Origin of the sequence: Fibrobacter sp. UWH9 (assembly GCF_900129715.1) — a bacterium.
In the GTDB taxonomy this organism is placed as follows: Bacteria; Fibrobacterota; Fibrobacteria; order Fibrobacterales; family Fibrobacteraceae; genus Fibrobacter.
On sequence record NZ_FQWP01000004.1, the window covers coordinates 43,551 to 67,493 of the forward strand.

Here is a 23,943-nt window from a genome sequence, read left to right on the forward strand (position 1 = left end):
ATAACTCATATCTCACCGCCCATTGCGAGGATAATGTGCGCAAAATAAAATTTCAAGTCGTCCTATTTTTTTTCGCCCTGTTCTTGTCTTCTTTTATGATTTCGTGCGCGGGTATGCGTGACGATGCTCCCGGCGAATCTGCCGGTGATTCCGGCATGATGGACACTCCCTGCGATGAGTGCGGTAAGCGTGGCGATATCGAACTGAAAATCACCGACGAAAAGTTCTACCGCGAGTGGAATGTGGCTGCCTATAACCGCCTGGATTCCAATGCCGTAGTAGGCGTGTTCCCTTCGCTTTTGGTAAATGCCAAGCGACCCGAAACCTGCCGCTTCTGCCACAGTTACAGCGCCGACGCCTTGGATTTTGATCTGGCTCGCGTTGAAGACTCCATCTTCGTAAAGGCTTTCCCCAAGATGCAGCGCGAGCTGATGCTCCCGGGAATGCGTCTGCCTGACGCCGATTCCAGCTACCTGGATACGCTGTCTGCCGCTTTCCTGAATTTCAAATTCGCCGATAATTTGCCTCTTGAAGATTTTACCCCGTGGCAGGACCGCGAAGGTATCGAGCAGCCCTTTACCCGTGTGGTGCCTACACCTCTCAAGAATTTGCTGAACAATACCGCTAGCCGCTATGGTCTGCGCTATATTTCTATCCCGGTGCGTCTTGATGTATTTATGGATCCTGATCTGGGCAAGTCCGGTGGCTTTACCTGGAAGATCCTATGGACCCTTTGGGATGCCCGTTATGGGGAATTGGTCTTCTTGACCTATTCGGAATATACCGCGTCGACTGCTAGCCGTGTCGCTCCGGAAAAGGAATGGGCGGAACCCTTTGGAGCTCGACTGCAGAAGATGTTCACCACCGACGTCAATACCCTGGAAGCTCATTAGTCTGACGCAGAAATTTAGCGCACGAAAAATGGCCCGCGATAGCGGGCCGTTTCTATACATCTTGTTTTATAGTATGCGTTGTCTATTAGACTTCACTATTTTTCTTGCTGAACTTGTTCATTACATCGGGAACCAGGTCCATGACCTTGCTCATAATGGAACTGTCCTTGCTGATGGGCATGATTCGAACGTCGTCGCCCTTGATCACCAGGAATGCAACCGGATCTACGGAAGCGCCGCCGCCGGAAGCGGAGGTGTCGCCCTTGCTGGAATGTCCGCCGAAACCAAAACCGACAGAAACGCGGCTGACGGGAACGATGATGGTGTCGCCGGATTCAATGGGCTTGCCGATTACAGTTTCTGCCTGGGTGATAAAGCGGAGCTTTTCTAAAAGAGTTTCTGCGAGTTTTTCAATAGCCATAATTCTAATATAGTTATAAATGCCTAGGTTGTTTTGCCTGGATGAACGTTAAACCTTAATATCGAGCTTCGTAAATGCGGTCGCTGGCGGTAAAGAATTTGCGTTCCAGATCGGGCCAGCTGAGGAATCCCCAGACGACGGCGATGCGGCCACCTGCCAACTGGGTTGCGATTCCGTTTGCCCCTTCGCCTGCAGCAAAATAGACGCAGTCGCTGCTGGGGAAGATGCCCTTGGGTTCAACAATGTTCAAGTTCTGGATCCAGCTTTCGAAAGCTTCGGCATCTTCCTGGTCCCAGCTGCGGGCCACGTTCCAGCGGAGGTTGCCATCGCGGTAGCTCTGTACCAGCACGGGGAAGGTGGACTTGACTCCCATGAAGTACTTTGTCTGGATGGAGGTCTTGCCCTGTTCGCGATTTTCGAAGGGCAGACTTAAGAAAGCCTGGGGAAATCCGCCGTGGAATCCGGGGAATCGACGTACGTAGTTTTCCAGGTCGCTTCGTTCGTAGCGTCTAAAGCTGTCGTGCCTGAAAATGAAAATCCTGTGGTCGGCACGGATGCTCTGTTCCAAAAAACTACCTCGCAAGATGGGGGCGCTGCCTTGGAATCGTCCGCTGTTCATGTAGTAATCCAGGGCGTACACGTCGCTCTTGAATTCCAGAATGGTTACGTCCAGAGTGTCGCCTTCCAGAATCGGGTAGCGGATTTCGATGCGCTTCTGCAGAGCGGAAATGTCGCCGACCATACTTGAATCCACTGCGGCAATGATGGGCTTTACCGACTTGTAAGTCAGCTCTTCCAGGCTTACGGGCTTAACCTCTTCCTGCTGACAGGCGCAAAGGAGTAGCGCTTGCATCAGGGCGGCCAAAAGACCTGCCTTCATCATTTTCTTGTGGAACTTCATACAGTTTGAATTTAGTATTTGTGAGGCTCTCTGTTTGGGGTTCGTCACTTTTTTTCGGCGTAATTGCAGAACTCATGGAGGGGGCATTTTTTGCAGTGGTCGGTCACTTGTCTACAAATGAACCCATCCTTGCCATTCTCCAGGAAGTACTGCATACTGTGAGACGAGAGGTAGGGGGACGCCTGGATTTCCTTGGCCAGGGCTACAAATAGCTGGTTGGCCATGACCTGTTTTTCCTTGGGGGTCATGTTGGCGAATCCGTCTCCGCCATTTTCGCTGCTGGCAGGGCCGAGAATAGAAATGTAACGGCGGGCGCCCATGGTCAGGGGCAGGTGGGGCATCTTGGATGTAGGTTTGCAGCGGAGTCCAAGGCCTACCGGTTCTTCTGTAATCAGACGGTAGATGGCGGCGCAAGCCTTGGGCCTCGGGTTGGATTTTCCCATGAAGTAGATTTCGCCCAGGTCTCGCCAGAGTTCCTCGGGGGTGCGGGAGGCGACGTAATCGGTGATGCTATTGTTCCCCTTGTGGTCGGGGCCTGCGCCGTGGTTCCGCATAAAGGCGCCCACGCTCCAGAAAATGCCTGCGGCATGATCAAACAGTTCCCAACTGCGGGTGTGAAAGACGGATTCCTCGCAGTTGTTGATTTCTTCTTCCTTGGGGACAGGCAGTTTCCATAGAGCGTCTCCAGGGAACCTCTCGTGGAGTGCTCGCATCAGGTTTGCGAATTCCGGGTTGCTGCAATTCTGGAATAATGCCGTGCCCAGTAAAACCCAGCCCACCTTTTCCTCGATAGTTTTGCAGTGCCGCGTTACGGCTACGACAGGATCCTGCAGGTCCCTGAATAAAGCGACAAATCCCGCTGTCGCCTTGAACAACGCGGGATTGTCTTGAATGAATTTGCCGATGGAAACTGCCATTGCGGAGGGATCGGAACGCTCTAGGCTAGAGGGCTTCGCCCACCTTCACGGCCTGGCCTACGCGGCTCTTGAACAGTTCCGGATTGCGTTCGCGGATCTTCTTGTCCACCACGAGAATCACGGTGCTGCCCATTTCGAAACGGCCCAGTTCGCCACCCTTTTCTACGGCGATAGGGGCCTTGGGCATCCAGTCGAAGCGCTTCTGGTTACGGGGGAGTTTACCCGCATTGACGAGCAGCTCGTCGGTGTAGGCAACACCGATGCGGCCCACGTTGGTGGCGCCTACCTTCACGACCAGGATTTCGGATCCATCTTCCAGGCGGATGTGGCTGGTCAGGCGTTCGTTAATGCAGAACAGGCCTTCCACACGTTCCACGCTGCCTACGTTCACCGGCCACAAAGTACCCGGGCAGTAGCTGGCGTCCAGGACTTGACCCTTCACGGGGCTGTGGATGCGGTGGTAGTTGAACGGTGCCAGGTAGATGGTGGCAAAGGCGCCGCCTTCAAAACGCTTGGCCATTTCATCGTCGCGGAGCAGGTCCTTCAGGGTGTAGGTCTTGCCCTTGGCCTGAATCAGTTCCTGCTTTTCGTCGAAAGTTGCAGTCTGGGAAAGAACGCCGTCCACAGGGCTAACGATTTCGGTATCTGCTATGGGGCGAACACCTGGCTTCAGATGACGGATGAACAGTTCACCGATGTTGCGGTAATGTTCCAGCGGGTACTCGGATTCGTCCATGTTCAGCTTATAATAGTTGCAGAAAATATTGCGGGCCACCTTGCTGATGACCGGAAGACGGAGACGGGTAAGAGCGCCAAAGGCGCGGCTGGCTGCGTTCTTGGGCAGCAACTTCATAAAAACATAAAAAGCAGAATTCATAAGAGTAAAGGTAGAAAAATCCCGATGCCTCGGGTTCTTTTTTTATCCTGTCGTCAGCCCCCAAGACCGGGGCTTGCCCCCATCAATACTGCCAGTAAGATGGGAAGTCCGACGATGAGGCCTATCGCAATCGTATATCCTAGAAAGAAATGTGCATTCTTTGCAGCACTTGTGGTTTGAGTTGTAGAATCCGTTTTTGAGGAGTCTGAAACAATCGCCGTGGAATCCGTTTTCTTAGTGTCTTGGGAGCCCGCATCAAGTATCATGTAGGTTCCAAATACTAAGCCTCCTACAACAACGTCTGTTTTGGAACAGCCATTTAGCCCAAACGACAAAACCAACGAAAGCAGAATGGCATTAATAAACTTCATGACTATAAAGTAAAAATTCTTCGGGTGAAAGTGGTAACAGATCATTTATGCAAAAGAATCCCGATGCCTAAGCACCCTTTTTAGGATAAAGGATAAAGCGAAAAGGATAAAGAAAAAAAGGTTAAAGGACGAATCCTTTAACCTTTAAACTTTCAGCTTTACGCTGTCTTAGGACTAGCCCAGGATCTTCTTTTCGTAGTCGCCCATGCAGTCGACGAGAGCCTGGACGCCTTCGATCGGCATTGCGTTGTAGATGGAGGCGCGGAAGCCGCCAACAGAACGGTGACCCTTGATCTGCACGAGACCCTTGGACTTTGCGAATTCGATGAAGTCCTTAGCCATGTCTGCATCCTTTTCTTCGGAAACAACTTCGCGGTTGAATACGAAGGGAACGTTCATGAGAGAACGGTCTTCCTTAGCAGCGGTACCGACGAACACCTTGGAGTTGTCGATGGCGCTGTACAGGAGAGCTGCCTTTTCGCGGTTGATCTTTTCGATAGCGTCAACACCGCCAATCTGCTTGAGCCAGTTGAGGGTGCGGTTCATGGTGTAAACTGCGAATACCGGAGGAGTGTTGAACATGGAGTTCACGCCGGTCTTTTCGTCCAGGTGAGTCTTGAAGTTCAGCATGGTGGGGATCTGACGATCGACCTTGCCCAGGAGGTCCTTACGGATGATAGAAACGGTAACACCTGCGCAGGAGATGTTCTTCTGTGCGCCACCGTAAATCACGCCGAAGTCTTCCACGTTCACCTTGCGGGCGAGGAAGTCGGAGCTCATGTCAGCCATGAGGAAGCCGGACTTGGGCTTGGGGAAGTTGTGCCATTCGGTACCGTAAATGGTGTTGTTAGCGGTAACGTGGAGGTAGGTTGCGTTGTCAGAGAGCTGCAGGTTCTTGTCGATGTGGTTGTACACATCAGCCTTGGTGGAGCAAGCAACGTTAACGTTACCGAACTGCTTAGCTTCCTTGAGAGCCTTGTTTGCCCAAACACCAGTGTCGGTGTAGTCTGCAACGCCGTCAGCCGGGAGGAAGTTCATCGGCATCATGCAGAACAGCAGGGAGCAGCCACCGCCGAGGAAAATGATGTCGTAGTTGGCGGGGATACCCATGAGGTCGCGGAGAAGCTGTTCAGTTTCGAGGAACATGTTCTCGATGGGCTTTGAACGGTGACTCATGGAGAGAATACTGATGCCAGAGTTTGCATAGTCGATGCATGCTTCAGAAGCTTCCTTGAGTGCTTGTTCGGGCAGGACAGACGGGCCTGCGCTAAAGTTATAGACCTTATTAGCCATGATAATGTTCCTTTTTAAATGTTTGCGAAACCTTATGGTCTCGACGCGGGTAAATTTAGCAAAAGCTTGAATTTTGGAAAGTTCTTTTTACATGTTTTAACAAAAAAAAGACGAGAGAAACTCTCGTCTATAGACTTTCGTCTGGAGGGGGCTTCCCGTCCTAACTACACGCCCAGCGCTTCGACTGCAGCCTGATATTTCTTCAGACGGAACTTGGTCTTCAGTTCGCGGCGTTCGTTACGGCGGATATACTTGTCTTCCAGGAGCGTGGTAAGGATAGCAGCCTTGGCCTTGGCCATGACGGGGTCTTCCTTCAGGCTTTCGGCGAACTTGACGAATTCCTTTTCGCGGGCTTCGTAAGTGGCTTCTTCGGCGGGAACGCCTTGGGCCATCAGCTTGCAGCTGTATTCGTCGATCCAGCTCTGGTTCTTGTGGTAAGTCATCTTCTCGATCTTTGCGACCAGGTCGGCGGGTACGCCCATCTGGACCAGGTCCGCAGCAGTCTTCTTGGCAGATGCAGTTGTGGTATCTTGAAGCAGGGCAAGGACTTGCACTTCTTCAGGTTCGCCCTTGGCTTTAAGGTTGTCAACAACATTCTGCAGAAAATCGATGTAGGGGCCACCGGCCTTGTCCACTTGTCCCTGGTGAATTTCGGCGGCGATCTTGTAAGCGTCATTGTAAGAGATCATATATATCCTTTTTCGCCCAGAAGGGGCGGTTCCTAGACAATATATATAATTTGAATTTTTAAAAAACAAACTTTTATTTTAACAATGGAATAAAAAAATCCGCCCAAGTTGGAATATAGGCGGATTTTCGCAAAAAATGCTTTTTTTTTGTGATTTTAGGCGATAAAGTTCTTGCCCAGGATGGCAGAAACGTTCCTCATGATTCCTTCGGCAACGTCGGGCTTGTTCATGGAATAAACGTGGACGTTGGTGATTCCGTTGGCGTAGAGGTCGATAATCTGGTCGCTGGCGTAGATGATACCAGCCTGCTTCATGGCCTCGGGGTCGCTACCGAACTTGTCTACCAGGGATTTGAAACGCTGGGGCATGAAGGAGCCGGAAAGCTTGATGGCTCGTTCTACCTGGTTGGCGTTGGTAATGGGCATGATACCGGGGAGTACCGGACAGGTAACGCCTGCTTCACGAAGCTTGTACAGGAAGTTGAAGAACAGGTTGTTGTCGAAAATCATCTGGGTAGTCAGGAAGTCGGCACCGGCGTCCACCTTTTCCTTAAGATACTTGATGTCTTCGCGCTGGTTGGCACTTTCGGGGTGCTTTTCGGGGTAGCAGGCGGCTCCGATGCAGAAGTCTGCGCCGCTTTCCTTCAGTTCGCGGACCAGTTCCACGGCGTGGTGGTAGTCGCAGTCGGTACGGCCGTTGGCGATCAGTTCCGGAGTGAGGTCACCGCGGAGGGCCATGACGTTAGTGATACCTGCAGCCTTCATGTCTTCGATGCGCTGCTTCACGGTTTCCTTGCTGCTAGACACGCAAGTCAGGTGGGCCAGCATGGGCACGCCGAACTTGGACTTCAGATTCTTGGCGATTTCCAGGGTGTACTGGCTGACGCCGCCGCCTGCGCCGTAGGTGACGCTCATAAAGGCGGGGCCAAGGGCAGCGATAGATTCGGTGGCGTTTTTCACGCTTTCAAAACTGGTTTCCTTCTTGGGCGGGAACACTTCGAAGGACAGGGACATCTTATCTTGCTTGAGAATATCAACGATTTTCATGGTGCGTAAGATAGGAAAAATTGATGGGGAATAGAATAGACTTTTTTTATATGGCTGGCAATAGAAAAAAACTATATGTTTTTTGAGGGCAAAATGGTGAAAATGCCGATTTTACTAACTAAATGGGGACCTTAGGTGTGCTTTAGTTAGTAATTTTTTAAGATAAAGTAACGAAAAGTGTCCGAAAAAAGGGGAGAGTCGGACGAAAAATGCAAATTTTTATTAAAAAAGCCCCCAAAATAAGACTATAACCACAAATTTTGTGGCGAACAAAGTAATAAACTACGCACTAAACGTAACGGAAATCGGGAAATGGTTAGTAGAATCACTGAAAGGGATGAGGTCTGCGTTGGAACAGGCGGGATGCAGCAAGCCTGGCGGCTTGCTGCAGTTTCTACGTCTCGGATATGAAAAAAAAGACCACCCACAGGGGGTGGTCTTTTTTCATAGTCGAGGCGGGATTCGAACCCACGACCCTCTGCTTAGAAGGCAGATGCTCTATCCAACTGAGCTACTCGACCATACTACTTTCTCAAGTGTGGCGGGAATATAGCAAAAATATTCTATTTCATCAACTGGATCTGTTATTTTGTTAGGTTGGTGATGCACTTGTAGAATCCCCCTTCGCTTTCGTAATCATCGAGGTTCATATAGGGAATGTTTTCTGAGGTGCAGTTTTCCTTCTTGTGATCGTAGATGTAACGGTATTGGCATTGCTTCCCGTTTGCGGAAAGGGTGAATGTCGCTATATCCGAACTCATTCCTCTGTATAGATTGACGTCCGTGAAGGAGTACTGGGTTCCGTTGATGCTGCCTCTAATTCGTTCTTGTAGAAGTCCCAATCTGGGTTTTGCGGTGAACTGAAGGTGATTGTGTTTTCTGTGATGGAAATGGTGTTTATTTCGTGGGGGATGTAATCTTCAAAAACTTCTTCCATTATCCCATCATAAACAACAAAGCCCGTTTCCGTCCAGGTTCCTGAGGGAACTTTGCTTCTGCACTTTCTATATGGCTTTCCCATTGGGCGGAGGACTTGTCGGCGGATACATTGCAGGTTTCTCTGTCGAATGGGGTGCTGAAACTGTAGAGCTGTTGCGCCGCATGCGGCGAGAATGCCTGCCGCAGCAAGAATGATGAACTTCTTGTTCTTGTCTAGCTCTCCTTGTTTTTGTGCGGGGAATACAGCATTGTCGGTCTGCAAAAAAAGAAGAGACCTCGTAGAGGTCCCTTTTTAAAAGTTAGAGCGTGTGAACCTGATGTCCAGCCTATTTCTTGAGCATCTTGTTCAGGGTGGCTCGCAGGTGGTTCATGTTGGCGTCGTTCACCGTCTCGTAGCGGTAGAATGTCCCGTCGGGGTTCACCAGGTAGACCACGGGGATGTAACCGGTGCCGTAGGCCGGGGCGAACTTGTACTCGGAGTCCTGGAAGACGGGGATGACCACCTTGTACTGGTCGATAAAGAGGCGGATGTCGTTCTTCTTGATGCCGCCGCCGAGGCCGATGGCGATACCGGTCAGGCCGTCCTTTTCATATTCCTTCATCAGGTCCTGGATTTCGGGCATGTGGCGCTGGCAGTGGGGGCACTTGGGGCTGAAGTAGTAGATCAGCAGGGGGCGGTTAGAGAAATGGCTAAAGAGGATGCCAGGATCGCTGATGCCGGCCAGGGGCTTGGAAAAGTCCATTTTCATGGGCTGGTTGGTGGTGCTATCCTGCATGAGCTGGACGTCGGCCATCTTGGGCTGTTCCAGGGCTAGCTGGGCGGAGGCGGCTCCTGCAGAAATGGCAACGGTCAATGCAACAGAACAAAACAGATTTTGTAAAAGCGTACCGGATTTTCTCATAAAACTCCTTTTCGTGCCTTAAAATACGAAATTATTTGGTTTGTGGGGTGGTTCCATATTCAAAATGTGATTTTTATCGAATTTTGCAAACTGAATTTTGGATACGATAATGGGAGGAGAGGTGTAAAATGGGCCGAATAAAGAAGAGTGGGGCGCAGAAAGCTAAACAGAATGGCGAAAATCGGGTATCCTGAGCAGAACCGTAAGGTGTCCATGAAGGTTAGTTTCGGGATTGAGGTCCGGCTGAAACGCCCTATTGGGGAATTGCCTCCAGTTTTTTTTGATGAGCCTTTTTTCTGGTATTCAGACAGGAATTTCTACCCTGTGATGAAGAATGTCCTTGCGTGTCCGGATGGTTTCCGTATTAATCGTGAGATGGGATATGTTTGCCGTAAGCCGCAGAATGGGGAAGAGAGCAATCTATGGTCCGTTGAAAGAAGAAAACCTAGACGAGGCCATTCGGTTTGTTAAAGACGTCTATGGAAAAATTCTGTCGGGTAAGGCCGATGATGAATGGCGGGGTATTTTCTTTGATAGTCTAAAGGTTCAACTAAAAAGGGATTCTTTCAAGGGTCGAAATTTGACTCCCGAATCAAGGGAGGAAATCTCAAAGGAATTGGAATATGTGGTTGCTGGTCAAGGAATGGATGATGCGAGTTCTGGCTGATCCATTCCTGCATACGGATTCGGCATGCCCGGCGGTGGTCGACCTGGCGAAAAGCTGTATCGACGGGACCCTGTATGGAACCTAACTACAGGCTGTAGGAGGTGGTGACGGAGTAGTGGGGCTCGCCCTTGCGTATGCCGTTGACCGGGATGGTGACGTCGATCTTGTTGATCAGATGGCTGATGGACTTGGTCTGCACAAAGCGGGCGCCGAAGCCTACGACGTAGATCAGGTCCTTGCGGTTGATGTCGTTGAAATCCCAGGCGGTTTCGCCGATGCTTCCGAAGGCGACGAAAACGGGGCGCAGAGTGGCCAGTTCGAAGTCGAGGAAGTAGCGCTGTTCCAGGTTGCCGTATACGCGGGCCTGACCTGTGTAGAATCCTGTGGGAAATCCTGCGAAGCCTCCGTTGATGCCGCCTAGGCAAACCTGATAGCCGTAGCGGGCGTCTTCATAAAAGTCTGCAAGTCCCGTAATGGCAGTAGAAACCTTGTTGCTTGGGTGGAAAATGTATTCGCCCCACAGTTTTCCGTAGAAGTCCCGCTGTTCCCCGTGATCCAGGTAGAAGTTCATGTTGGACTTCAGGGTCAGGTGATGCATGCCTGTTCCCAGGTAAAGTTCACCCCACAGGTCCAGACGGATGTCGTTGTTGGCGGAACCCAACTGTTCGTAGTTCTTGGAAATCTGGGCCTTGAGGCTGTAACCCTTTTCGATATCTTCGGTCCACTTGACGTTGTGGAAATTCTTGATTTTTTCGTAGCGCAGGTTGGAAAGAGTCAGGTACAGACCCAATCTTGAATCCTTGCGTTCCGGAAGCCATTCGTTCCAGGCGCTGGCGGAGTCGATGGCGTAGGCGTCTTCGCCGTCGGTAAACAGGTAACGGTACAACTTGCCGTGGGAGGCTGTTTCGCGGCGGTAGTCGTAGGTGGCGCCTACATAGAGCTTGCGGAAGGTTCCGCCGAAGGACCTGCTGACACGGAAGCTGAGGGAGTCGTCTACATATTCCTTGACCTTCATCAGCTGGACGGTTTCGTTGCCGTTGTATTGCTGGAGTTCGCCCAGATATTTGTCTAGGGAGTCGGCGGGAACGTTCATGTCGTAATGGGTTGCGCCGGCGGGCATATCTCCGCTGCCATAGAAGTAGGCGTAACGCTTGTTCTTGAGGCCTGCAATGGTGTAAGCCCACTGATTCTGGCTACGGCTCAGGAAGGGAATATACATCTGGCCGCTGGCGAGATAACCGTCAGTGTTATAGCTGTAGGTCAAGTCCAGGTGGTTGTAGCGGAACAGAAAATGGGGGGCGCTGTATTCCAGCGTAAGCATGTCACGGAATTCGTTGTGTCCGTAGTAGAATCCCAACTTCTGGCCTAGACCGAGAAAGTTGCTTTCTTGCAGGCCGATGCTCCAGACCAGATTGTCGTAAGACCATTCCTTGCCGCCGAAACCGATACCGATGGGAACGGTGAGAGTCCAGTTGTCGCTGGTGTGGACATGGGCGATGTTTTTGCCGTCGGAATTTTCGATATTGATGTGGGCGTCAGAAAGGAAGTTCTGGGTACGCAGGAAACGTTCGGCTTCCTGGACCTGGATTGACGTTACCTGGTCGCCCTCATTAAACAGCAGAAGTTTTTCGACGGTGGATTCACGGGTTTCGATGTGAATCCAGTTTAGAAGATCGTAGGCCCACTTGTCGTACTTGGTGTGGACCTTGGAATCGTCGAATGCATCGCCAATGTGGTATTGGATGGAATCGATTTTAAAAGCGCCTTCGTCCTTGAATGTGGAATCCTGCTCTGCAAACGCGGCTGTGACAAGGGTTGCAAAAGTGACGAGGGCTGTGCTTAAGAATCGGTTCATAAAAATCCTAGGTTGTCCACAATATAAAAAAAATGGATGTTGACGAAAAATGCCTACGGAATGGCCTCGCCACAAATGCTAGGTTTTTCTATATTAAGCGCGGGGCAGCGGATGGCCGCCGGCGAGAAGAAATTCAGACTGGAGGAAAGTCCGGGCACCACAGAGCAGGATGCTGGATAACGTCCAGGCGCGGAAACGCGAAAGAAAGTGCAACAGAAATTATACCGCCTGCAGCAATGTAGGTAAGGGTGAAATGGCGAGGTAAGAGCTCACCGCATTCCTGGTGACAGGGGTGGCAATGTAAACCTCATCCGGTGCAAGACCAAGCAGGAATCCGCTGGAGGCAACTCCGGCCAGGTGCGGCTCGTGCCTGTTGGATATCCGGGTAGGTCGCTTGAGGCGGCTGGTAACAGTTCGTCCAGAGAGATGGTCATCGCCCCGCAAGGGGTACAGAACCCGGCTTATAACTGCCCCTTATTTTGAAGACCCCTGCCCTAAAGGCGGGGGTCTTATTAGATGCAGGGGGCTTTGCCCCCTGGACCCCCAGGCCCTTGCCCAGCAAGGGCTGGATGCAAGCCATCTCTGGCGGGGCTTTGCCCCCTGGACCCCTAGGCCCTTGCCTTGCAAGGGCGGGAGGCAGGCCATCTCTGACGGGGCTTTGCCCCCTGGACCCCTAGGCCCTTGCCTTGCAAGGGCGGGAGGCAGGCCATCTCTGACGGGGCTTTGCCCCCCTGGACCCCCAGGCCCTTGCCTTGCAAGGGCTGAATGCAGGCCATCTTTGGCGGGGCTTTGCCCCCTGGACCCCCAGGCTCTTGCCCAGCAAGGGCTGAATGCAGACAATCTCTGACGGGGCTTTGCCCCCTGGACCCCCAGGCTCTTGCCCAGCAAGGGCTGAATGCAGACAATCTCTGACGGGGCTTTGCCCCCTGGACCCCCAGGCCCTTGCCCAGCAAGGGCGGGATGCAGGCAATCTCTGGCGGGGCTTTGCCCCCTGGACCCCCAGGCCCTTGCCCAGCAAGGGCTGAATGCAGGCCATCTCTGGCGGGGCATTGCCCCCTGGACCCCCAGGCTCTTGCCCAGCAAGGGCTGGATGCAAGCCATCTCTGGCGGGGCTTTGCCCCCTGGACCCCTAGGCCCTTGCCCAGCAAGGGCGGGAGGCAGGCCATCTCTGACGGGGCTTTGCCCCCTGGACCCCTAGGCCCTTGCCTTGCAAGGGCGGGAGGCAGGCCATCTCTGACGGGGCTTTGCCCCCCTGGACCCCCAGGCCCTTGCCTAGCAAGGGCTGAATGCAGGCAATCTTTGGCGGGGCTTTGCCCCCAGGCCCCCCAGGCCCTTGCCCAGCAAGGGCGGGATGCAGGCCATCTCTGACGGGGCTTTGCCCCCTGGACCCCCAAGCCCTTGCCTTGCAAGGGCTGAATGTAGGCCATCTCTGGCGGTTGCGGAGACGGAAAAAGCCCACGACGGTGCGTCGAGGGCTTCTCCTTCTTCTTTTTAAGTCTGCTTTGTTTTTATGCGACTAAATATCCAGGTCAATGCCGATACCGAATCCGCGGCTGGTGCGTTCGTAGGTGTTGAGACCGTACTTTTCCTGATCCGTATCCTTGTTGTAGATGGTGTGGTAGTAACCCACATCGAATCGGAGGTAGTCGGTAACACGGTAGGCGAAACCAAGACCGATGGTTGAGGTGTTCAGCAGCTGGCTCAGGTCGCTGACGTAGTTGTCGGTGCGGTCGCAGCGGAATACGGCGAGTCCGCCGCTGATCGTCCAGCTCTTGGACAGGTCGATTTCTACGCCGTACATGAATTCCTGGCTGTTTTCCAGATAGTTTTCGGTGTCTCCGGTCAGGTCGACATCGCTATCGAACCACAGGTTATAGCCGAAGGAAATTCGGGTGTTGGGGAGGATGGCGTAAGACAGGCCCAGGGCGAGAACTGCGGGAACGTCGGCGTGATCGGTCTTGCCGTCGTCAAAGTCGGACATGCCCACTTCGTTCTTCTTGGTGCTGTTCTTCATTTCCAGGTCGGTCTTCATTTCGTACTTCACGCCTACGGTAAGGCCCTTGTACTGGAAGGAGGCACCGAAGATGGGGGCGAATCCCCAGCCTTCCTGTTCTACGTCAAGTCCCTTGTCGCTGACCTCCTGTGCGTAACCGGCCATGGCTTCAGACTGTGCGGCCATCTGCTGGGCGGTTGCCTCGTATTCGGCTGCGGAGGCCTTGTCGCCCATTTTTTCGAAGAGGGATGCTGCTTCCTTGGCGGCGGTGGCGTATTCGTCAAACGTTTCGGAAAGCTGGCTGAAGGTGGCGGCTGCGTTGACCATTTCGCCGTCAAGTCCCAACTGTTCGTTTTCCGGATTGATTCTTACGTTGGAGAGGGTCGCTTCGTACTTGTTGTAGGAGTAGGTTGCTCGGCCACCGGCGTAAATGCTGAACATGTTGGCGAACTGGTAGGCGGCACCCAGGGCGATACCGATCTGGTAAGACGATGCTTCCAGCTTGATGTCGGCGTCATACTTGGTAGTTGAGAGTCCACCCATAGAGAGTGCCATGGGGAGAGAGGCTAGCTGGGAGTCGAAAGAGGGGATGCCGTGCTTGAAGTTCAGGGATCCACCACCACCGATAACGCCGACGGTAGAGGAAATGGCCAGGTTGCCGTGATGCCATGTGGCGTGGAAGCCGGGCATGGAGGGGGCAAAGGTGTTGCCTTCGTATTCCTTTTTACCACCCTCGAACAGGGGAGATTCGGTGGTAATGGTACGGCCCTGCCAGAAAGTCTGGTTGGAAAGTGACAGGTGGAAGCCGTCCTTCATGAAGGCGGTTCCGGCCGGGTTGTAGTAGGGAGCGTCGTTTTCGATAGTGGCATTGCGGGCAACGCTACGGAGGAAGGCGGCGGAATGGTTGTTGTTGGTGGTGGCGCCGCCTGCGAACAGGCTAGAGGTGGCCAGACCAATAACGGCTGCAGTTTTAACCCATGTTTTTCCCATAAAAAGTCCTTTGGTAATCTTTTGTTATCAAAATATACCATTAATTATCAAAAATTGTGCTGAAGAGATTACTTTTTTATTACAAAATGAAACGAGTGTGATTTCCGTCTGCTGAATTTTGTATGCGGAGGACGTCCGATTTGGGTTGGGTTTCTAAATTTAGGGTGTGATTGATAGAAAACAGCTGAAAAATATCGTTTTACGCGTGGAGGTCATTATCGGCGTCATCGCCATGATTCTCGGTGCGGTGCTTACCATCCTGTTTTTGGGCGAAGGCTATTTTGTTGGGGCCCTCATGATGGTGATTACTGGCCTGATCAGCGTTTTTCTTGGAATCAAGGAACTGGTGGCGCCTGTGGACAATATGCTCCAGTGGCTCCCGCTTTTTTATATCGTGGTGCGCCGGACGTTCTTTTTCTTGAATGTGGTACTGTGTGCCCTAGTGGTGGGTACGGTGACCAATTTATTATAGGGACCGCAGAAAGGGTTCCGCTAACTATAAAGAGAACTGTTAATGGATTCCGTCTTCGTTGGCGGACTTTTTCTCGCTGTACCAGATCTGGATTTTTTCACGGGCTTCCTCGTCGAAGGCGGTGGCATCCTTCAATATGTTTTCGGCCATCTGTAACGTCTGACTGATCAGTTCCTGGTCGTGGATCCAGTCGAACCAGCGGAATACCCAGCTGCCGCTCTGTTCGTTGCCTTCTAGGTTTCCTGCACCGCGGGTATTCAGGTCCAGTTCCGCAATTTCGAAACCGTCTTCGGTGTGGCTGAACTGGGTGAGGCGTTCGACGGAGTTTTCGGCGGCGGCACCTTCGGGCATCATCAAGAAGCACCAGGCTTGCACGTCTCCGCGACCGACGCGGCCTCGCAACTGGTGGAGCTGGGCCAGTCCGAAACGCTCGGGGGAATCGATGGCCATGACGTTTGCCTGAGGGACGTTGACGCCCACTTCGATGACAGTAGTGGCAACTAGCACATGGACTTCGCCTGCGGCGAAACGTTTGAGAATTTCATCCCGCTGGGATTCGTCCATCTGGCCGTGGATGCCCTCTATCACGACGGTCTTGTCGAAGGCGCGCAGTTCGTTGACTACATCCTCGACGCTGCGGGCGGGTGCTGCGTTATCGCCGGCGGAACTGCCGTTGTCGTCGGCGTTGACGCGGCTGACGATCCAGTAGCAGAGATTGCCTCCCTTGGCTTCGTTCACGATGAACTTCTTCATGTCGTTGCGCTTGTCGGGGGAGACCAGGCGGGTCTTGATGGGCTTACGTCCTGCAGGCTTTTCCTTGATGGAGATGACCTGCAGGTCGCCGTATAAAGTCATGGCGAGACTGCGGGGGATAGGCGTGGCACTCATGACCAACAGGTCAGGATACTCGCCCTTGGCGAGAAGCGCTTCGCGCTGCCCCACGCCAAAGCGGTGCTGTTCGTCGATGATGACGAAACCTAACTTCGAAAATTCAACGTCCTTCGAAAACAGCGCATGAGTGCCGATGACGGCCTGGCAAAGTCCCATCCGCAGTTCACCCAGAATCTGCCTACGTTCTGCCGCAGGAGTGGCGCCTACCAGAAGTTCCACTCGCATGCCGGCGGCTTCAAAGAAAGGCTTCATCTGCTTGTAGTGCTGTCTTGCCAGAATATCAGTGGGGACCATCAGGGCGCTCTGTTCGCCAGCACCGCATACGGCCAGCATGGCCAACATGGCCACAACAGTCTTTCCGCAGCCCACGTCACCTTGCAGCAAAGCATGGAACTGCTTCTTGCCGTTCAGCCCCGAGACAATCGTATTCAGGGCGGCATCCTGCCCGGCGGTTAGGCTAAAGGGCAGCCTGGTTTTCGCATTCATGACCTGCCCCAAATCCACCTGGCGTTCGTGCCCGCGCAATTTCTGATTTTCGCGACGGCGGATCATACGGAGGCAGAAGGGCAACAGTTCCAAAATTTTCAGCTGGAACTTTGCCTGACGAATGGCGTTAAAATCTGTGGGCAGGTGCAGTGCCTTCAGGTTGTCTACCACGTTTCGGTAATGGAGGTAATCCGTCAGCGCCTTGGGGCAGACATTAGGTAAGGTTAGATTTGGAAAATTGAATACAAACCTGTACCAGTTTCGCATGGCCTTCTGGGTAATACGACTCTTGGTCATGACTTCGGTCATGGGGTAAACTGGTAAAATCTGGCCGTTGAATTGCTCGTCGGCATCGAAGGGCTGCATGTCGGGGTGGGTCATCTGGAACCCACGGTATTCGCCAACTATACCTGTTACCAGCCAGTGGCTGCCGGGCTGTACGCGCCTGCTCTGATAACTAGCCCCTTGAAAAAAAGTCAGCGAAATTTCGCCGGTGCCGTCGGTAAGGGTGGCCACAAAGCGGCTAGTCCTTCCGCGGATTAGACCAGCCCTGGTGACGGTTCCAATCAACACGACTCGGTCCCCTACATGAAGGTCGCCAATTTTAGAAACCTTGGTCTGGTCCAGATAAGTTCGGGGAATGTTGTAAAGAAATTCAGAAAGGGAGCTGATGCCTGCGGACTTTAGCGCGTCAAGACTTTTAGGCCCCATCTTGGGAAGGTGCGACAAATCCATCGGCTCACCTTACTTGCTGGACTTCTTGGCTTCTTCTGCGCGTTCGCGAGCCTTTTCGCGGGCGGTCTTTCCAATCAGGTTGGTATTCTTCCAGGTAAACAGCTTGACCGGGTTGCCGTCATCGTCAAGAACCTTGATGCCCTTGGTGTCCACAGCCTTGATCAGGCTGCTGAGCTTGTCTAGCAAGTCGTTCAGCATATCCACGGTTTCGGTGGAGGTAATAAGCTGGTTGGCCAGGGAGTTCTGTTCTATGCTGAGGATGATTTCGTTGGTGTGGGCGACCCCTTCAGAAATGACCTTGAGCGCGCTGTCTGCCATCTGGACTTTTTCGTTGACAGTCTGCTCAGCTACCTTAATGGCGGTGTCAGCCTGCAAGGTTACGTCGATGAGAGTTTCGCTGGCGTTGTCGATCTGTGCGAATACGTCCTTGAGTGCAGGCTGAAGGATTGAAAGCTGCCGTTCCACATTCTTGGCGATTCCCTCGATGGTTGTCATGGCGTTTTCGACCATCTGGATGGCGGACTTGTGGGTGGAATCCCCTTCGACAATCATAAGGACCATGTGGCGGATGACATCCATCTGCTCGTTCACATTTTCAATGTAACGGAGGACTTCGGCGATGCCCGGCTGGAATGTTCCCGTATGAACATAATCTTCGGGAAGAACATTTCCGGTCTTGGAGGGGATAATTTCTAGACGGCGCTGACCCATGATGGCGTAGTTCACGTTGTTGAACTGGGAGCCTTCTCGGAGGATGATGGGTTCGTTAAACTTGATTTGCACGCGGGCGCGGTCGCCAAGCCAGGTGACGGAGCCAATGGTTCCGACAGTATAGCCACGAACAACCACCTGGTCTTCGGGCTGCAGGGTTCCCAACTCAGGAAAGTCCACCAAGGCGGTCTTGGTTTCTTCGTGGTGGGCGTTGTACATGCTGTAGGCCACAACTACGAATATCAACAGCAGTGCGACTATGCTGAGGTATCCCAATGTGCGGTCAGAAATCTTCATGGCTACCAATATAGAAAAGATTTTCCCAAGACTCGATGGACTTCGGCCTGGTCTACGGCCCCTTGTTGCACAAGTCTGCGAGCTGAATCCTGCAGGTCCCCGTCGGCAAATGATCCGTTGGGCAGGAGCAATTCTACAATGGCCTGTCGCCCTCCGTTTTTCAATCTGACAAGACGCTGGGCCATAATGCCCAGAAGCGATTCTTCCAGGAGGTTACGCTGAATGCCCAAATCCTGCAATCGGGTGAAAGCGGCCTTTGCGCTATTGGTGTGCAGGGTAGAAAGGACCAGGTGCCCGGTCTGGGCGGCGCGAATTGCAATCTTGGCTGTTTCCGAATCGCGGATTTCTCCCACAAGGATAACGTCGGGATCCTGACGTAAAATAGACCGTAGTGCCGAGGCGAAGGTAAGCCCGCATTTTTCGTTGACTTGAACCTGATTGGCCCCGTTCAGAGTGTATTCTACCGGATCTTCGATAGTGACTACGTTGATTTTTCTTTGGATGATTTCCTGAAGTCCTCCGTGAAGCGTTGTGGTCTTGCCGCTGCCCGTTGGGCCCGTAACCAAGAACAGCCCCTGAGGGGATTGGAATATCCGCTGGAGGGTTCGTTCAATTTTTAAAGAGAAATGAAGGGCGGCGAGTCCCCGAGGTGCCTCGCCTTGGTCCTGCCTTTGTGGCAGCAGGCGAAGAACGCATTTTTCGCCACCTTGAACGGGGAGCGTGTTGACTCGGACATTTGCGGTCCCCTGGAGCCCGCAGTAGGTAAAGCTCCCGTCGTGGGGAATCCGCCTGTCGGTAATGTCGATTTCTGCAAGAATTTTCAGGCGTACAAGAATCGGGTCGGCGGTCCAGAGGGGCAACCTCTTGAAATCTTCAAGAAGTCCGTCCCTGCGAAAACGGATCCGCAGTTCATCTTTTAATGGTTCCAGGTGGATGTCTGTGGCACCTGAATCGACGGCTTGCTCCAGCAAGTTGTCTACGAGATTGATAATAGGTTCCGCTTCCCAGGAGTTGGTGGACTGCTTTAGAATATCTTCGGTAAGTTCCTGGCTGGTGTTGCGGTTGGCGTATGGACTTTGGCTGATCATCCTGCGGATTTGAGCCGGCGAAAATTCCTGCGGCGTTATGTGGCTTACACTCAGTTCCTTTCGGAGTTTCTCTAGCAGGAACTCATCGTATTTGTTGGGGACGGCAACCGCCCCTTCTATGGGGCAGACTCCGATACGTCTTAACCATTGGACACTTATCTTATTCATCTACTGAATTATACAAATAAAGTATAACGTTTTGTGTCGCATATTGTTTGCAAAATAAAAAGCCCCGCGAACGAGTTCGCGGGACCTTCTCTCTCTAATGTACTAAAATGTTAGTCGTTCTTGTTGCGCTTTACCTTGTTTGCCACAGCCTTGGCGCCCTTCTTGACCTTGCCGAAGATGGCGTTGGGCAACCAGAAGAAGGTAGGAATCAGGTACATGGTAAGGATTGCAGACACAATCAAACCACCCACAGAAGCGATACCCATAGGCTGGGTCATAGCTGCCACATCACCACCCATTGCAAATGCCAGCGGAAGCTGAGCCACAACGGAAGCAAGTGTTGCAAGCACGATGGCCTGGAACTTGGACTTTGCTGCGGTCATCACAGCGGAACGTCGTCCCATGGCACCGCTTCGTAGCAGTCGGTTTGCTTCGTCAAGCAATAGAATAGCGTTGTTCACCACCACACCGATAAGCATCACGATAGCCATCAATGCAATCATGGACAGAGCCTTGCCTGTAAAGATGAGGCCCAGGAACACACCGATTGCACCCATAGGAATGGTGGTCATGATGATGAAGGGCTGTGCGAAGCTTTCCAGCAAAGCCACCAGCAAGATGTAGGTCATGAGGATTGCCATGATGATTGCTGCGATAAATTCTTCCACCATGTCGTTCTGCATGTCTGCGTTACCGCCGAAGCCCGTGGTAACACCATCAGGAAGCTGATCCTTCATTTCTGCAGCAAGAGCGCCAACCTTACCCATGATTTCACCAGTGGTGTGACCCGGGAGCAAGTTCATAGAAACGTCAATTCGGGTGCGCTTACGCTTACGTTCGATCTTGGTAGGACCTGCACCGTCTTCGATGAAGAAGAGTTCCTTTGCAGAAACGTAACCCTTGGGGGTCAGCATGGGGAGGTCTTCAATGTCGGCGTGAGTTGCGCGGTCCTTTTCCTGCATACGGAAGTAGACGTCGTATTCTTCACCGTTTTCAGAGTAGGTACCAGCTTCGTAACCGCTGACTGCGATGTAGTTGTAGGTAGCCATCTGCTGGACGGTGGTTCCGTAGTCTGCCATGGCCTGGCGATTCGGAATCATACGGATTTCAGGCTTACCAGCTTCGTAGCTGGACTTGATTTCAACGACACCTTCAATCTTTTCGGCAACGGCAGCCTTGAGAATGTCGGCGGCCTTGATCACGGAGTCTGCGTAAAGACCGCTAACTTCAAGCACCACGTCACCGGCGGAGTTGTTACTCATTTCGGAAGCGGAGGTGCTCTTGACGGAAATGTAAGCGTCAGGAATGTCGGCCAGGTAAGGACGGATGGAGTCCACGATTTCGTCGGTACTGCGGGTACGGCCTTCCCAGCGCTTGATCATCTTGTAACGCATCTTGGCCTGATTTACGGAGGTAAAGCCGCTTTCGCCACCCACCGTCACACTGTACTGGCTGATTTCGGGAATGCCCTTCAGGCGGGATTCAATGATCTTGGTAACGCTATCCGTTGTTTCGATATTGGTACCCACAGGCATTTCCAAAGTCACGGCCATCATACCCTGGTCCTGACGGGGAGAAAGTTCCACAGTCATGTGGTTCTTTACCATGTAGCCCACGAACATCACCATGGCGACAAGGGCGCCAACCTGGAAAATCACACCGAAAATGGAGAGTGCAAAGCTAAGGGTCTTGAGGTAGACAAAGCGAACACCGTTCATGATGGCGGGGAAGATGCCCATGATGGCACCAAAGATTCGACCGATAATGCCAGGCTTTTCTTCGATGATGTTGCCATTCTCGTCACGCTTCTTGCCCTTGAACAGGTAGGCTGCCATCAGCGGGGTAAGAGTGAAGGTGATGAGGAGGGACACAACCGTTGCGAACACCATGGTCATACCGTAGGTCTTGAAGAAGATACCCACGATGGACTTCATGAATGCAATAGGCACGAACACGCAAACGTTGGTGAGGGTAGAAGCCATAATGGCCACCATGATTTCAGAAGTACCCTTATAGGCAGCTTCCTTGGGATCAAGGCCTTCTTGCAACTTGGCGTTAATATTTTCAAGCACCACGATGGAGTTGGTCACCAACAGACCCACTGCAGAAGAAAGAGCCATCAAACTCATCATGTTGATACCGAAACCGGCGAAGTACATGAGGGTAAAGGAACCCACCACGGAAATCGGCATGGTCAGTGCTGCGATAAGCATGGTTGAAAGCTTACCCAGGAACAGGAGCAACAAGACGGAGGTCAAGAGAATTGCGACGATAATGTTCTGAATCACGTTATCGATAGATTCGCTCACTGCTTCAGACTTGTCGTAGACCAGATGGAGTTCGAAACCAGGAGGCAGAGTCTTGTTGACTTCATCCAGACGCTTGATCACACCCTGGGCGACTTCCACCACGTTTGCGTCAGAGCGCTTCTTGATATCCAGAGAAACAGAGTTGATGCCGTTGAAACGAGATGCAGAAGTAATGGTCTTGACGGTGTCCTTCACCTTTGCGACTTCGCCCAGCTTGATAACGCCAGAAGCGGTGGGGAGGTCCAGGTTGCGGATTTCATCGAGGCTGCGGAACTTACCGGCAGTACGCACAGAAGTATTCTTGCGCTTACCGATGACTTCACCCACAGGGTTGTTGATGTTAGAGGCTCCGTACATACCCATCATGGTAGCGATATCTACGCCACGGTTCTTGAGCATGTCCTTGTCCAATTCCACAGAAATCTGACGGGTGGTACCACCGAAGATATCGACGCTAGCAACGCCGGGAACGGAAGTGAAGAGCGGCTGAATGTCGTCTTCCACCTTCTGGCGGAGTTCGGTAGAGTTTGCGGGACCGGTGAAGGAGATGGACATAATTGCAGAGGCGTTAATGTCCACCTTGGAAATGATGGGAGCTTCCGCTGCATCGGGGAAGTCGGCTGCAGCCTGCTCCACCTTGGCGCGGACGTCGTTTGCGGCCACGTCAACGTTGATACCCATGTTGAACATGGCAACGATAATGCCGTAGTTTTCCATACAGATGGACTGCACGTAGTCGATACCGTCCACCAGTTCCACCTGTTCTTCGGCGGGTTTAATAATTGTAGATTCGATTTCTTCCGGGTTTGCACCAGGGTAGACAACCACTGCGGTTACAACGGGAATATCGAATTTCGGCATCAAGTCCACCACCATCATACGGTAGGTGTAGATACCGAACACCACCACGGTCAAGATGACCATGAGCATGGTGATTGGTTTGTAAATACTTGCCTTAATCATTCAAAAAGTCTCCCGGGATTATTCTACGATGAGAACCTTGTCGCCGTCGTTCATCTTGGACTGACCTTCGACCATCACGACGTCGCCATCGCTAAGTCCATCTACAATCTGGACATCTCCGTTTGCCTGAACGCCAACCTGCACAATCTTGCGCTTGGCGTTACCTTCGCCATCAACAGTCCATACTGTGTTAAGACCGTTGCGGTAAACGATTGCTTCGGCAGGAACGACTACGCCGCTAACCTGCTGCATGTCCATGTCCGCTGTAATGTACATGCCGGGGAGGAGCTTCTTGTTCTTGTTATCGAAAGTAACTTCAACAGGGAAGAAGCGGGTCTGGGGATTGGCAGCCAGAGGAATAGTGGTCACCTTACCCTTCACCTTCTTGCCGTCGGCGAGGGTAACAGTTGCTGCAGCGCCCTTCTTGAAAAGACCGATGTCCTGGCTGGTAATGTTCAGCTTCAGGATGACCTGGTCCAGCTTTGCGATGGTGCAGAATGTACCCTGTCCCGGAACCTGTCCCACCTGGAACTTCATTTCGGTAACGACACCGGAAGAAGGTGCCAAAATCTTGTTTGCACGTTCCAAAGTTTCCAAGTTCATCTTGGCAATCTTCAGCTGCAGTTCCTGGGAATCCATATCCTGCTGAGTGATGCCGCCCTTGGCGTGGAGATCGCGCATACGTTCGGTTGCCTTTTCCAGGAGGGCAATCTGTTCCTTGGTCTGTTCCAACTGGGTGTTGTCTGCGGAACGTACGTATTCTGCGAGAACCTGATCCTTCGTGACGTTGCTGCCGACCTTTACGTTGATTGCGGCGAGAGGATCGTTCATCTTGGAAATGGCGTAAGTCTGCTGCATGCCTTCGATGGTGCCGCTGAACTTGCGCACGTCGGTAAGCTTGGCCTTGGTTGCCTTTACGACGCGAGCGGGCTTGCCATTCTGCTTCTGGATTTCTTCGATGGTTGCAACCTTGGGCTTGTTTTCCTTTTCATCCTTTTTGAGGTCGCAGCCGGCGAAAAGCAGGGAGGCTGCCATGAGAGTTACGATTGTCTTAACGGTCTTGTTCATT

Annotated in this window: 22 protein-coding genes, 1 tRNA gene and 1 other RNA gene; 5 read left to right on the plus strand and 19 right to left on the minus strand. The window is 52.4% G+C overall.

Annotation, left to right across the window (positions count from 1 at the left end; genetic code table 11):
* Positions 1-113 precede the first annotated feature (113 nt).
* On the plus strand, positions 114-893 hold the full coding sequence (locus BUB94_RS04745; RefSeq protein WP_254793674.1) for a hypothetical protein: 780 nt from the start codon (positions 114-116) through the stop codon (positions 891-893).
* A gap of 85 nt (positions 894-978) precedes the next feature.
* On the opposite strand, the gene BUB94_RS04750 is transcribed toward BUB94_RS04745, so the two are convergent.
* From BUB94_RS04750 to BUB94_RS04800, 12 genes are all read right to left on the minus strand, one after another.
* Positions 979-1,314: a GerW family sporulation protein gene (locus BUB94_RS04750; protein WP_073156906.1), complete on the minus strand. Its 336-nt coding sequence runs from the start codon at positions 1,312-1,314 to the stop codon at positions 979-981.
* Between the two features lie 55 nt (positions 1,315-1,369).
* The gene (locus tag BUB94_RS04755; RefSeq protein WP_073234658.1) at positions 1,370-2,215 is read right to left on the minus strand and encodes a hypothetical protein; all 846 of its coding nucleotides are present in this window, start codon (positions 2,213-2,215) and stop codon (positions 1,370-1,372) included.
* 44 nt (positions 2,216-2,259) lie between these two features.
* Positions 2,260-3,132, minus strand: coding sequence for a hypothetical protein (locus BUB94_RS04760; protein WP_073234661.1), 873 nt, complete (start codon positions 3,130-3,132; stop codon positions 2,260-2,262).
* 25 nt (positions 3,133-3,157) lie between these two features.
* On the minus strand, positions 3,158-4,009 hold the full coding sequence (asd, locus tag BUB94_RS04765) for an archaetidylserine decarboxylase (RefSeq protein ID WP_073234664.1): 852 nt from the start codon (positions 4,007-4,009) through the stop codon (positions 3,158-3,160).
* Positions 4,010-4,062: 53 nt separating this feature from the next.
* Positions 4,063-4,380, minus strand: coding sequence for a hypothetical protein (locus BUB94_RS04770; protein ID WP_139260128.1), 318 nt, complete (start codon positions 4,378-4,380; stop codon positions 4,063-4,065).
* A 174-nt stretch (positions 4,381-4,554) separates the two neighbouring features.
* Positions 4,555-5,673: a 3-phosphoserine/phosphohydroxythreonine transaminase gene (gene serC, locus BUB94_RS04775; RefSeq protein WP_073156892.1), complete on the minus strand. Its 1,119-nt coding sequence runs from the start codon at positions 5,671-5,673 to the stop codon at positions 4,555-4,557.
* 164 nt (positions 5,674-5,837) lie between these two features.
* A complete protein-coding gene (locus BUB94_RS04780) occupies positions 5,838-6,362 on the minus strand; it encodes a hypothetical protein (RefSeq protein ID WP_073156891.1) in 525 nt (174 codons plus the stop codon).
* Positions 6,363-6,517: 155 nt separating this feature from the next.
* Positions 6,518-7,408, minus strand: a complete 891-nt coding sequence (metF, locus tag BUB94_RS04785; protein ID WP_073156888.1) for a methylenetetrahydrofolate reductase [NAD(P)H] — start codon at positions 7,406-7,408, stop codon at positions 6,518-6,520.
* 447 nt (positions 7,409-7,855) lie between these two features.
* Positions 7,856-7,929: transfer RNA gene (locus BUB94_RS04790), tRNA-Arg, on the minus strand.
* Between the two features lie 63 nt (positions 7,930-7,992).
* Complete coding sequence (locus BUB94_RS16670) at positions 7,993-8,169, minus strand: hypothetical protein (RefSeq protein WP_158236674.1); 177 nt, start codon at positions 8,167-8,169, stop codon at positions 7,993-7,995.
* Positions 8,166-8,609 carry a hypothetical protein gene (locus BUB94_RS04795; RefSeq protein WP_073234670.1) on the minus strand — a complete coding sequence of 148 codons (444 nt, stop codon included), beginning with the start codon at positions 8,607-8,609 and terminating at the stop codon, positions 8,166-8,168. Before BUB94_RS04795 ends, BUB94_RS16670 begins: the two co-directional genes overlap by 4 nt.
* Before the next feature lie 64 nt (positions 8,610-8,673).
* On the minus strand, positions 8,674-9,249 hold the full coding sequence (locus BUB94_RS04800; RefSeq protein ID WP_083538113.1) for a TlpA family protein disulfide reductase: 576 nt from the start codon (positions 9,247-9,249) through the stop codon (positions 8,674-8,676).
* Positions 9,250-9,631: 382 nt separating this feature from the next.
* Here BUB94_RS04800 and BUB94_RS04805 point away from each other — a divergent pair, with 382 nt between their 5' ends.
* Positions 9,632-9,916 (plus strand): hypothetical protein, encoded by a 285-nt coding sequence (locus BUB94_RS04805; RefSeq protein ID WP_139260129.1) that lies wholly within the window; start codon positions 9,632-9,634, stop codon positions 9,914-9,916.
* Between the two features lie 85 nt (positions 9,917-10,001).
* Here the strand turns inward: BUB94_RS04805 and BUB94_RS04810 are convergent, their stop codons facing one another.
* Positions 10,002-11,771, minus strand: coding sequence for a BamA/TamA family outer membrane protein (locus tag BUB94_RS04810; RefSeq protein WP_073234675.1), 1,770 nt, complete (start codon positions 11,769-11,771; stop codon positions 10,002-10,004).
* Positions 11,772-11,870: 99 nt separating this feature from the next.
* Here BUB94_RS04810 and rnpB point away from each other — a divergent pair.
* Together rnpB and BUB94_RS16375 are read left to right on the plus strand one after the other, a co-directional pair.
* Positions 11,871-12,251, plus strand: an RNA gene (gene rnpB / locus BUB94_RS04815) — RNase P RNA component class A.
* A gap of 350 nt (positions 12,252-12,601) precedes the next feature.
* Positions 12,602-12,796: a hypothetical protein gene (locus tag BUB94_RS16375; RefSeq protein ID WP_139260130.1), complete on the plus strand. Its 195-nt coding sequence runs from the start codon at positions 12,602-12,604 to the stop codon at positions 12,794-12,796.
* 491 nt (positions 12,797-13,287) lie between these two features.
* Here the strand turns inward: BUB94_RS16375 and BUB94_RS04825 are convergent, their stop codons facing one another.
* Positions 13,288-14,754, minus strand: coding sequence for an OmpP1/FadL family transporter (locus BUB94_RS04825; RefSeq protein WP_073156873.1), 1,467 nt, complete (start codon positions 14,752-14,754; stop codon positions 13,288-13,290).
* A 166-nt stretch (positions 14,755-14,920) separates the two neighbouring features.
* Between BUB94_RS04825 and BUB94_RS04830 the strand changes: the two genes are divergently transcribed.
* Positions 14,921-15,226, plus strand: coding sequence for a hypothetical protein (locus tag BUB94_RS04830; protein WP_101479569.1), 306 nt, complete (start codon positions 14,921-14,923; stop codon positions 15,224-15,226).
* 39 nt (positions 15,227-15,265) lie between these two features.
* Here BUB94_RS04830 and BUB94_RS04835 read toward each other — a convergent pair whose 3' ends face one another.
* The 5 genes from BUB94_RS04835 to BUB94_RS04855 form a co-directional block, all read right to left on the minus strand.
* Complete coding sequence (locus BUB94_RS04835; protein ID WP_073234681.1) at positions 15,266-17,338, minus strand: ATP-dependent DNA helicase RecG; 2,073 nt, start codon at positions 17,336-17,338, stop codon at positions 15,266-15,268.
* 9 nt (positions 17,339-17,347) lie between these two features.
* Positions 17,348-18,346, minus strand: a complete 999-nt coding sequence (locus BUB94_RS04840; protein ID WP_073234684.1) for an MlaD family protein — start codon at positions 18,344-18,346, stop codon at positions 17,348-17,350.
* 2 nt (positions 18,347-18,348) lie between these two features.
* Positions 18,349-19,602, minus strand: coding sequence for a GspE/PulE family protein (locus BUB94_RS04845; protein ID WP_073234687.1), 1,254 nt, complete (start codon positions 19,600-19,602; stop codon positions 18,349-18,351).
* Positions 19,603-19,712: 110 nt separating this feature from the next.
* A complete protein-coding gene (locus BUB94_RS04850; RefSeq protein WP_073234690.1) occupies positions 19,713-22,874 on the minus strand; it encodes an efflux RND transporter permease subunit in 3,162 nt (1,053 codons plus the stop codon).
* Positions 22,875-22,892: 18 nt separating this feature from the next.
* Positions 22,893-23,942, minus strand: coding sequence for an efflux RND transporter periplasmic adaptor subunit (locus tag BUB94_RS04855; RefSeq protein ID WP_073156857.1), 1,050 nt, complete (start codon positions 23,940-23,942; stop codon positions 22,893-22,895).
* Position 23,943: the final 1 nt, after the last annotated feature.

Coding starts and splice junctions, on each gene's coding strand:
- BUB94_RS04750 (WP_073156906.1), bottom strand. CDS start 1,314: ATGGCTATTGAAAAACTCGCAGAAACTCTTTTAGAAAAGCTCCGCTTT.
- BUB94_RS04770 (WP_139260128.1), bottom strand. CDS start 4,380: ATGAAGTTTATTAATGCCATTCTGCTTTCGTTGGTTTTGTCGTTTGGG.
- BUB94_RS04810 (WP_073234675.1), bottom strand. CDS start 11,771: ATGAACCGATTCTTAAGCACAGCCCTCGTCACTTTTGCAACCCTTGTC.
- asd (WP_073234664.1), bottom strand. CDS start 4,009: ATGAATTCTGCTTTTTATGTTTTTATGAAGTTGCTGCCCAAGAACGCA.
- BUB94_RS04760 (WP_073234661.1), bottom strand. CDS start 3,132: ATGGCAGTTTCCATCGGCAAATTCATTCAAGACAATCCCGCGTTGTTC.
- BUB94_RS04840 (WP_073234684.1), bottom strand. CDS start 18,346: ATGAAGATTTCTGACCGCACATTGGGATACCTCAGCATAGTCGCACTG.
- serC (WP_073156892.1), bottom strand. CDS start 5,673: ATGGCTAATAAGGTCTATAACTTTAGCGCAGGCCCGTCTGTCCTGCCC.
- BUB94_RS04845 (WP_073234687.1), bottom strand. CDS start 19,602: ATGAATAAGATAAGTGTCCAATGGTTAAGACGTATCGGAGTCTGCCCC.
- BUB94_RS16375 (WP_139260130.1), top strand. CDS start 12,602: ATGCAGACAATCTCTGACGGGGCTTTGCCCCCTGGACCCCCAGGCTCT.
- BUB94_RS04855 (WP_073156857.1), bottom strand. CDS start 23,942: ATGAACAAGACCGTTAAGACAATCGTAACTCTCATGGCAGCCTCCCTG.
- BUB94_RS04755 (WP_073234658.1), bottom strand. CDS start 2,215: ATGAAGTTCCACAAGAAAATGATGAAGGCAGGTCTTTTGGCCGCCCTG.
- BUB94_RS04745 (WP_254793674.1), top strand. CDS start 114: ATGCGTGACGATGCTCCCGGCGAATCTGCCGGTGATTCCGGCATGATG.
- BUB94_RS04780 (WP_073156891.1), bottom strand. CDS start 6,362: ATGATCTCTTACAATGACGCTTACAAGATCGCCGCCGAAATTCACCAG.
- BUB94_RS04850 (WP_073234690.1), bottom strand. CDS start 22,874: ATGATTAAGGCAAGTATTTACAAACCAATCACCATGCTCATGGTCATC.
- BUB94_RS04800 (WP_083538113.1), bottom strand. CDS start 9,249: ATGAGAAAATCCGGTACGCTTTTACAAAATCTGTTTTGTTCTGTTGCA.
- metF (WP_073156888.1), bottom strand. CDS start 7,408: ATGAAAATCGTTGATATTCTCAAGCAAGATAAGATGTCCCTGTCCTTC.
- BUB94_RS16670 (WP_158236674.1), bottom strand. CDS start 8,169: ATGAGTTCGGATATAGCGACATTCACCCTTTCCGCAAACGGGAAGCAA.
- BUB94_RS04825 (WP_073156873.1), bottom strand. CDS start 14,754: ATGGGAAAAACATGGGTTAAAACTGCAGCCGTTATTGGTCTGGCCACC.
- BUB94_RS04805 (WP_139260129.1), top strand. CDS start 9,632: ATGTTTGCCGTAAGCCGCAGAATGGGGAAGAGAGCAATCTATGGTCCG.
- BUB94_RS04835 (WP_073234681.1), bottom strand. CDS start 17,338: ATGGATTTGTCGCACCTTCCCAAGATGGGGCCTAAAAGTCTTGACGCG.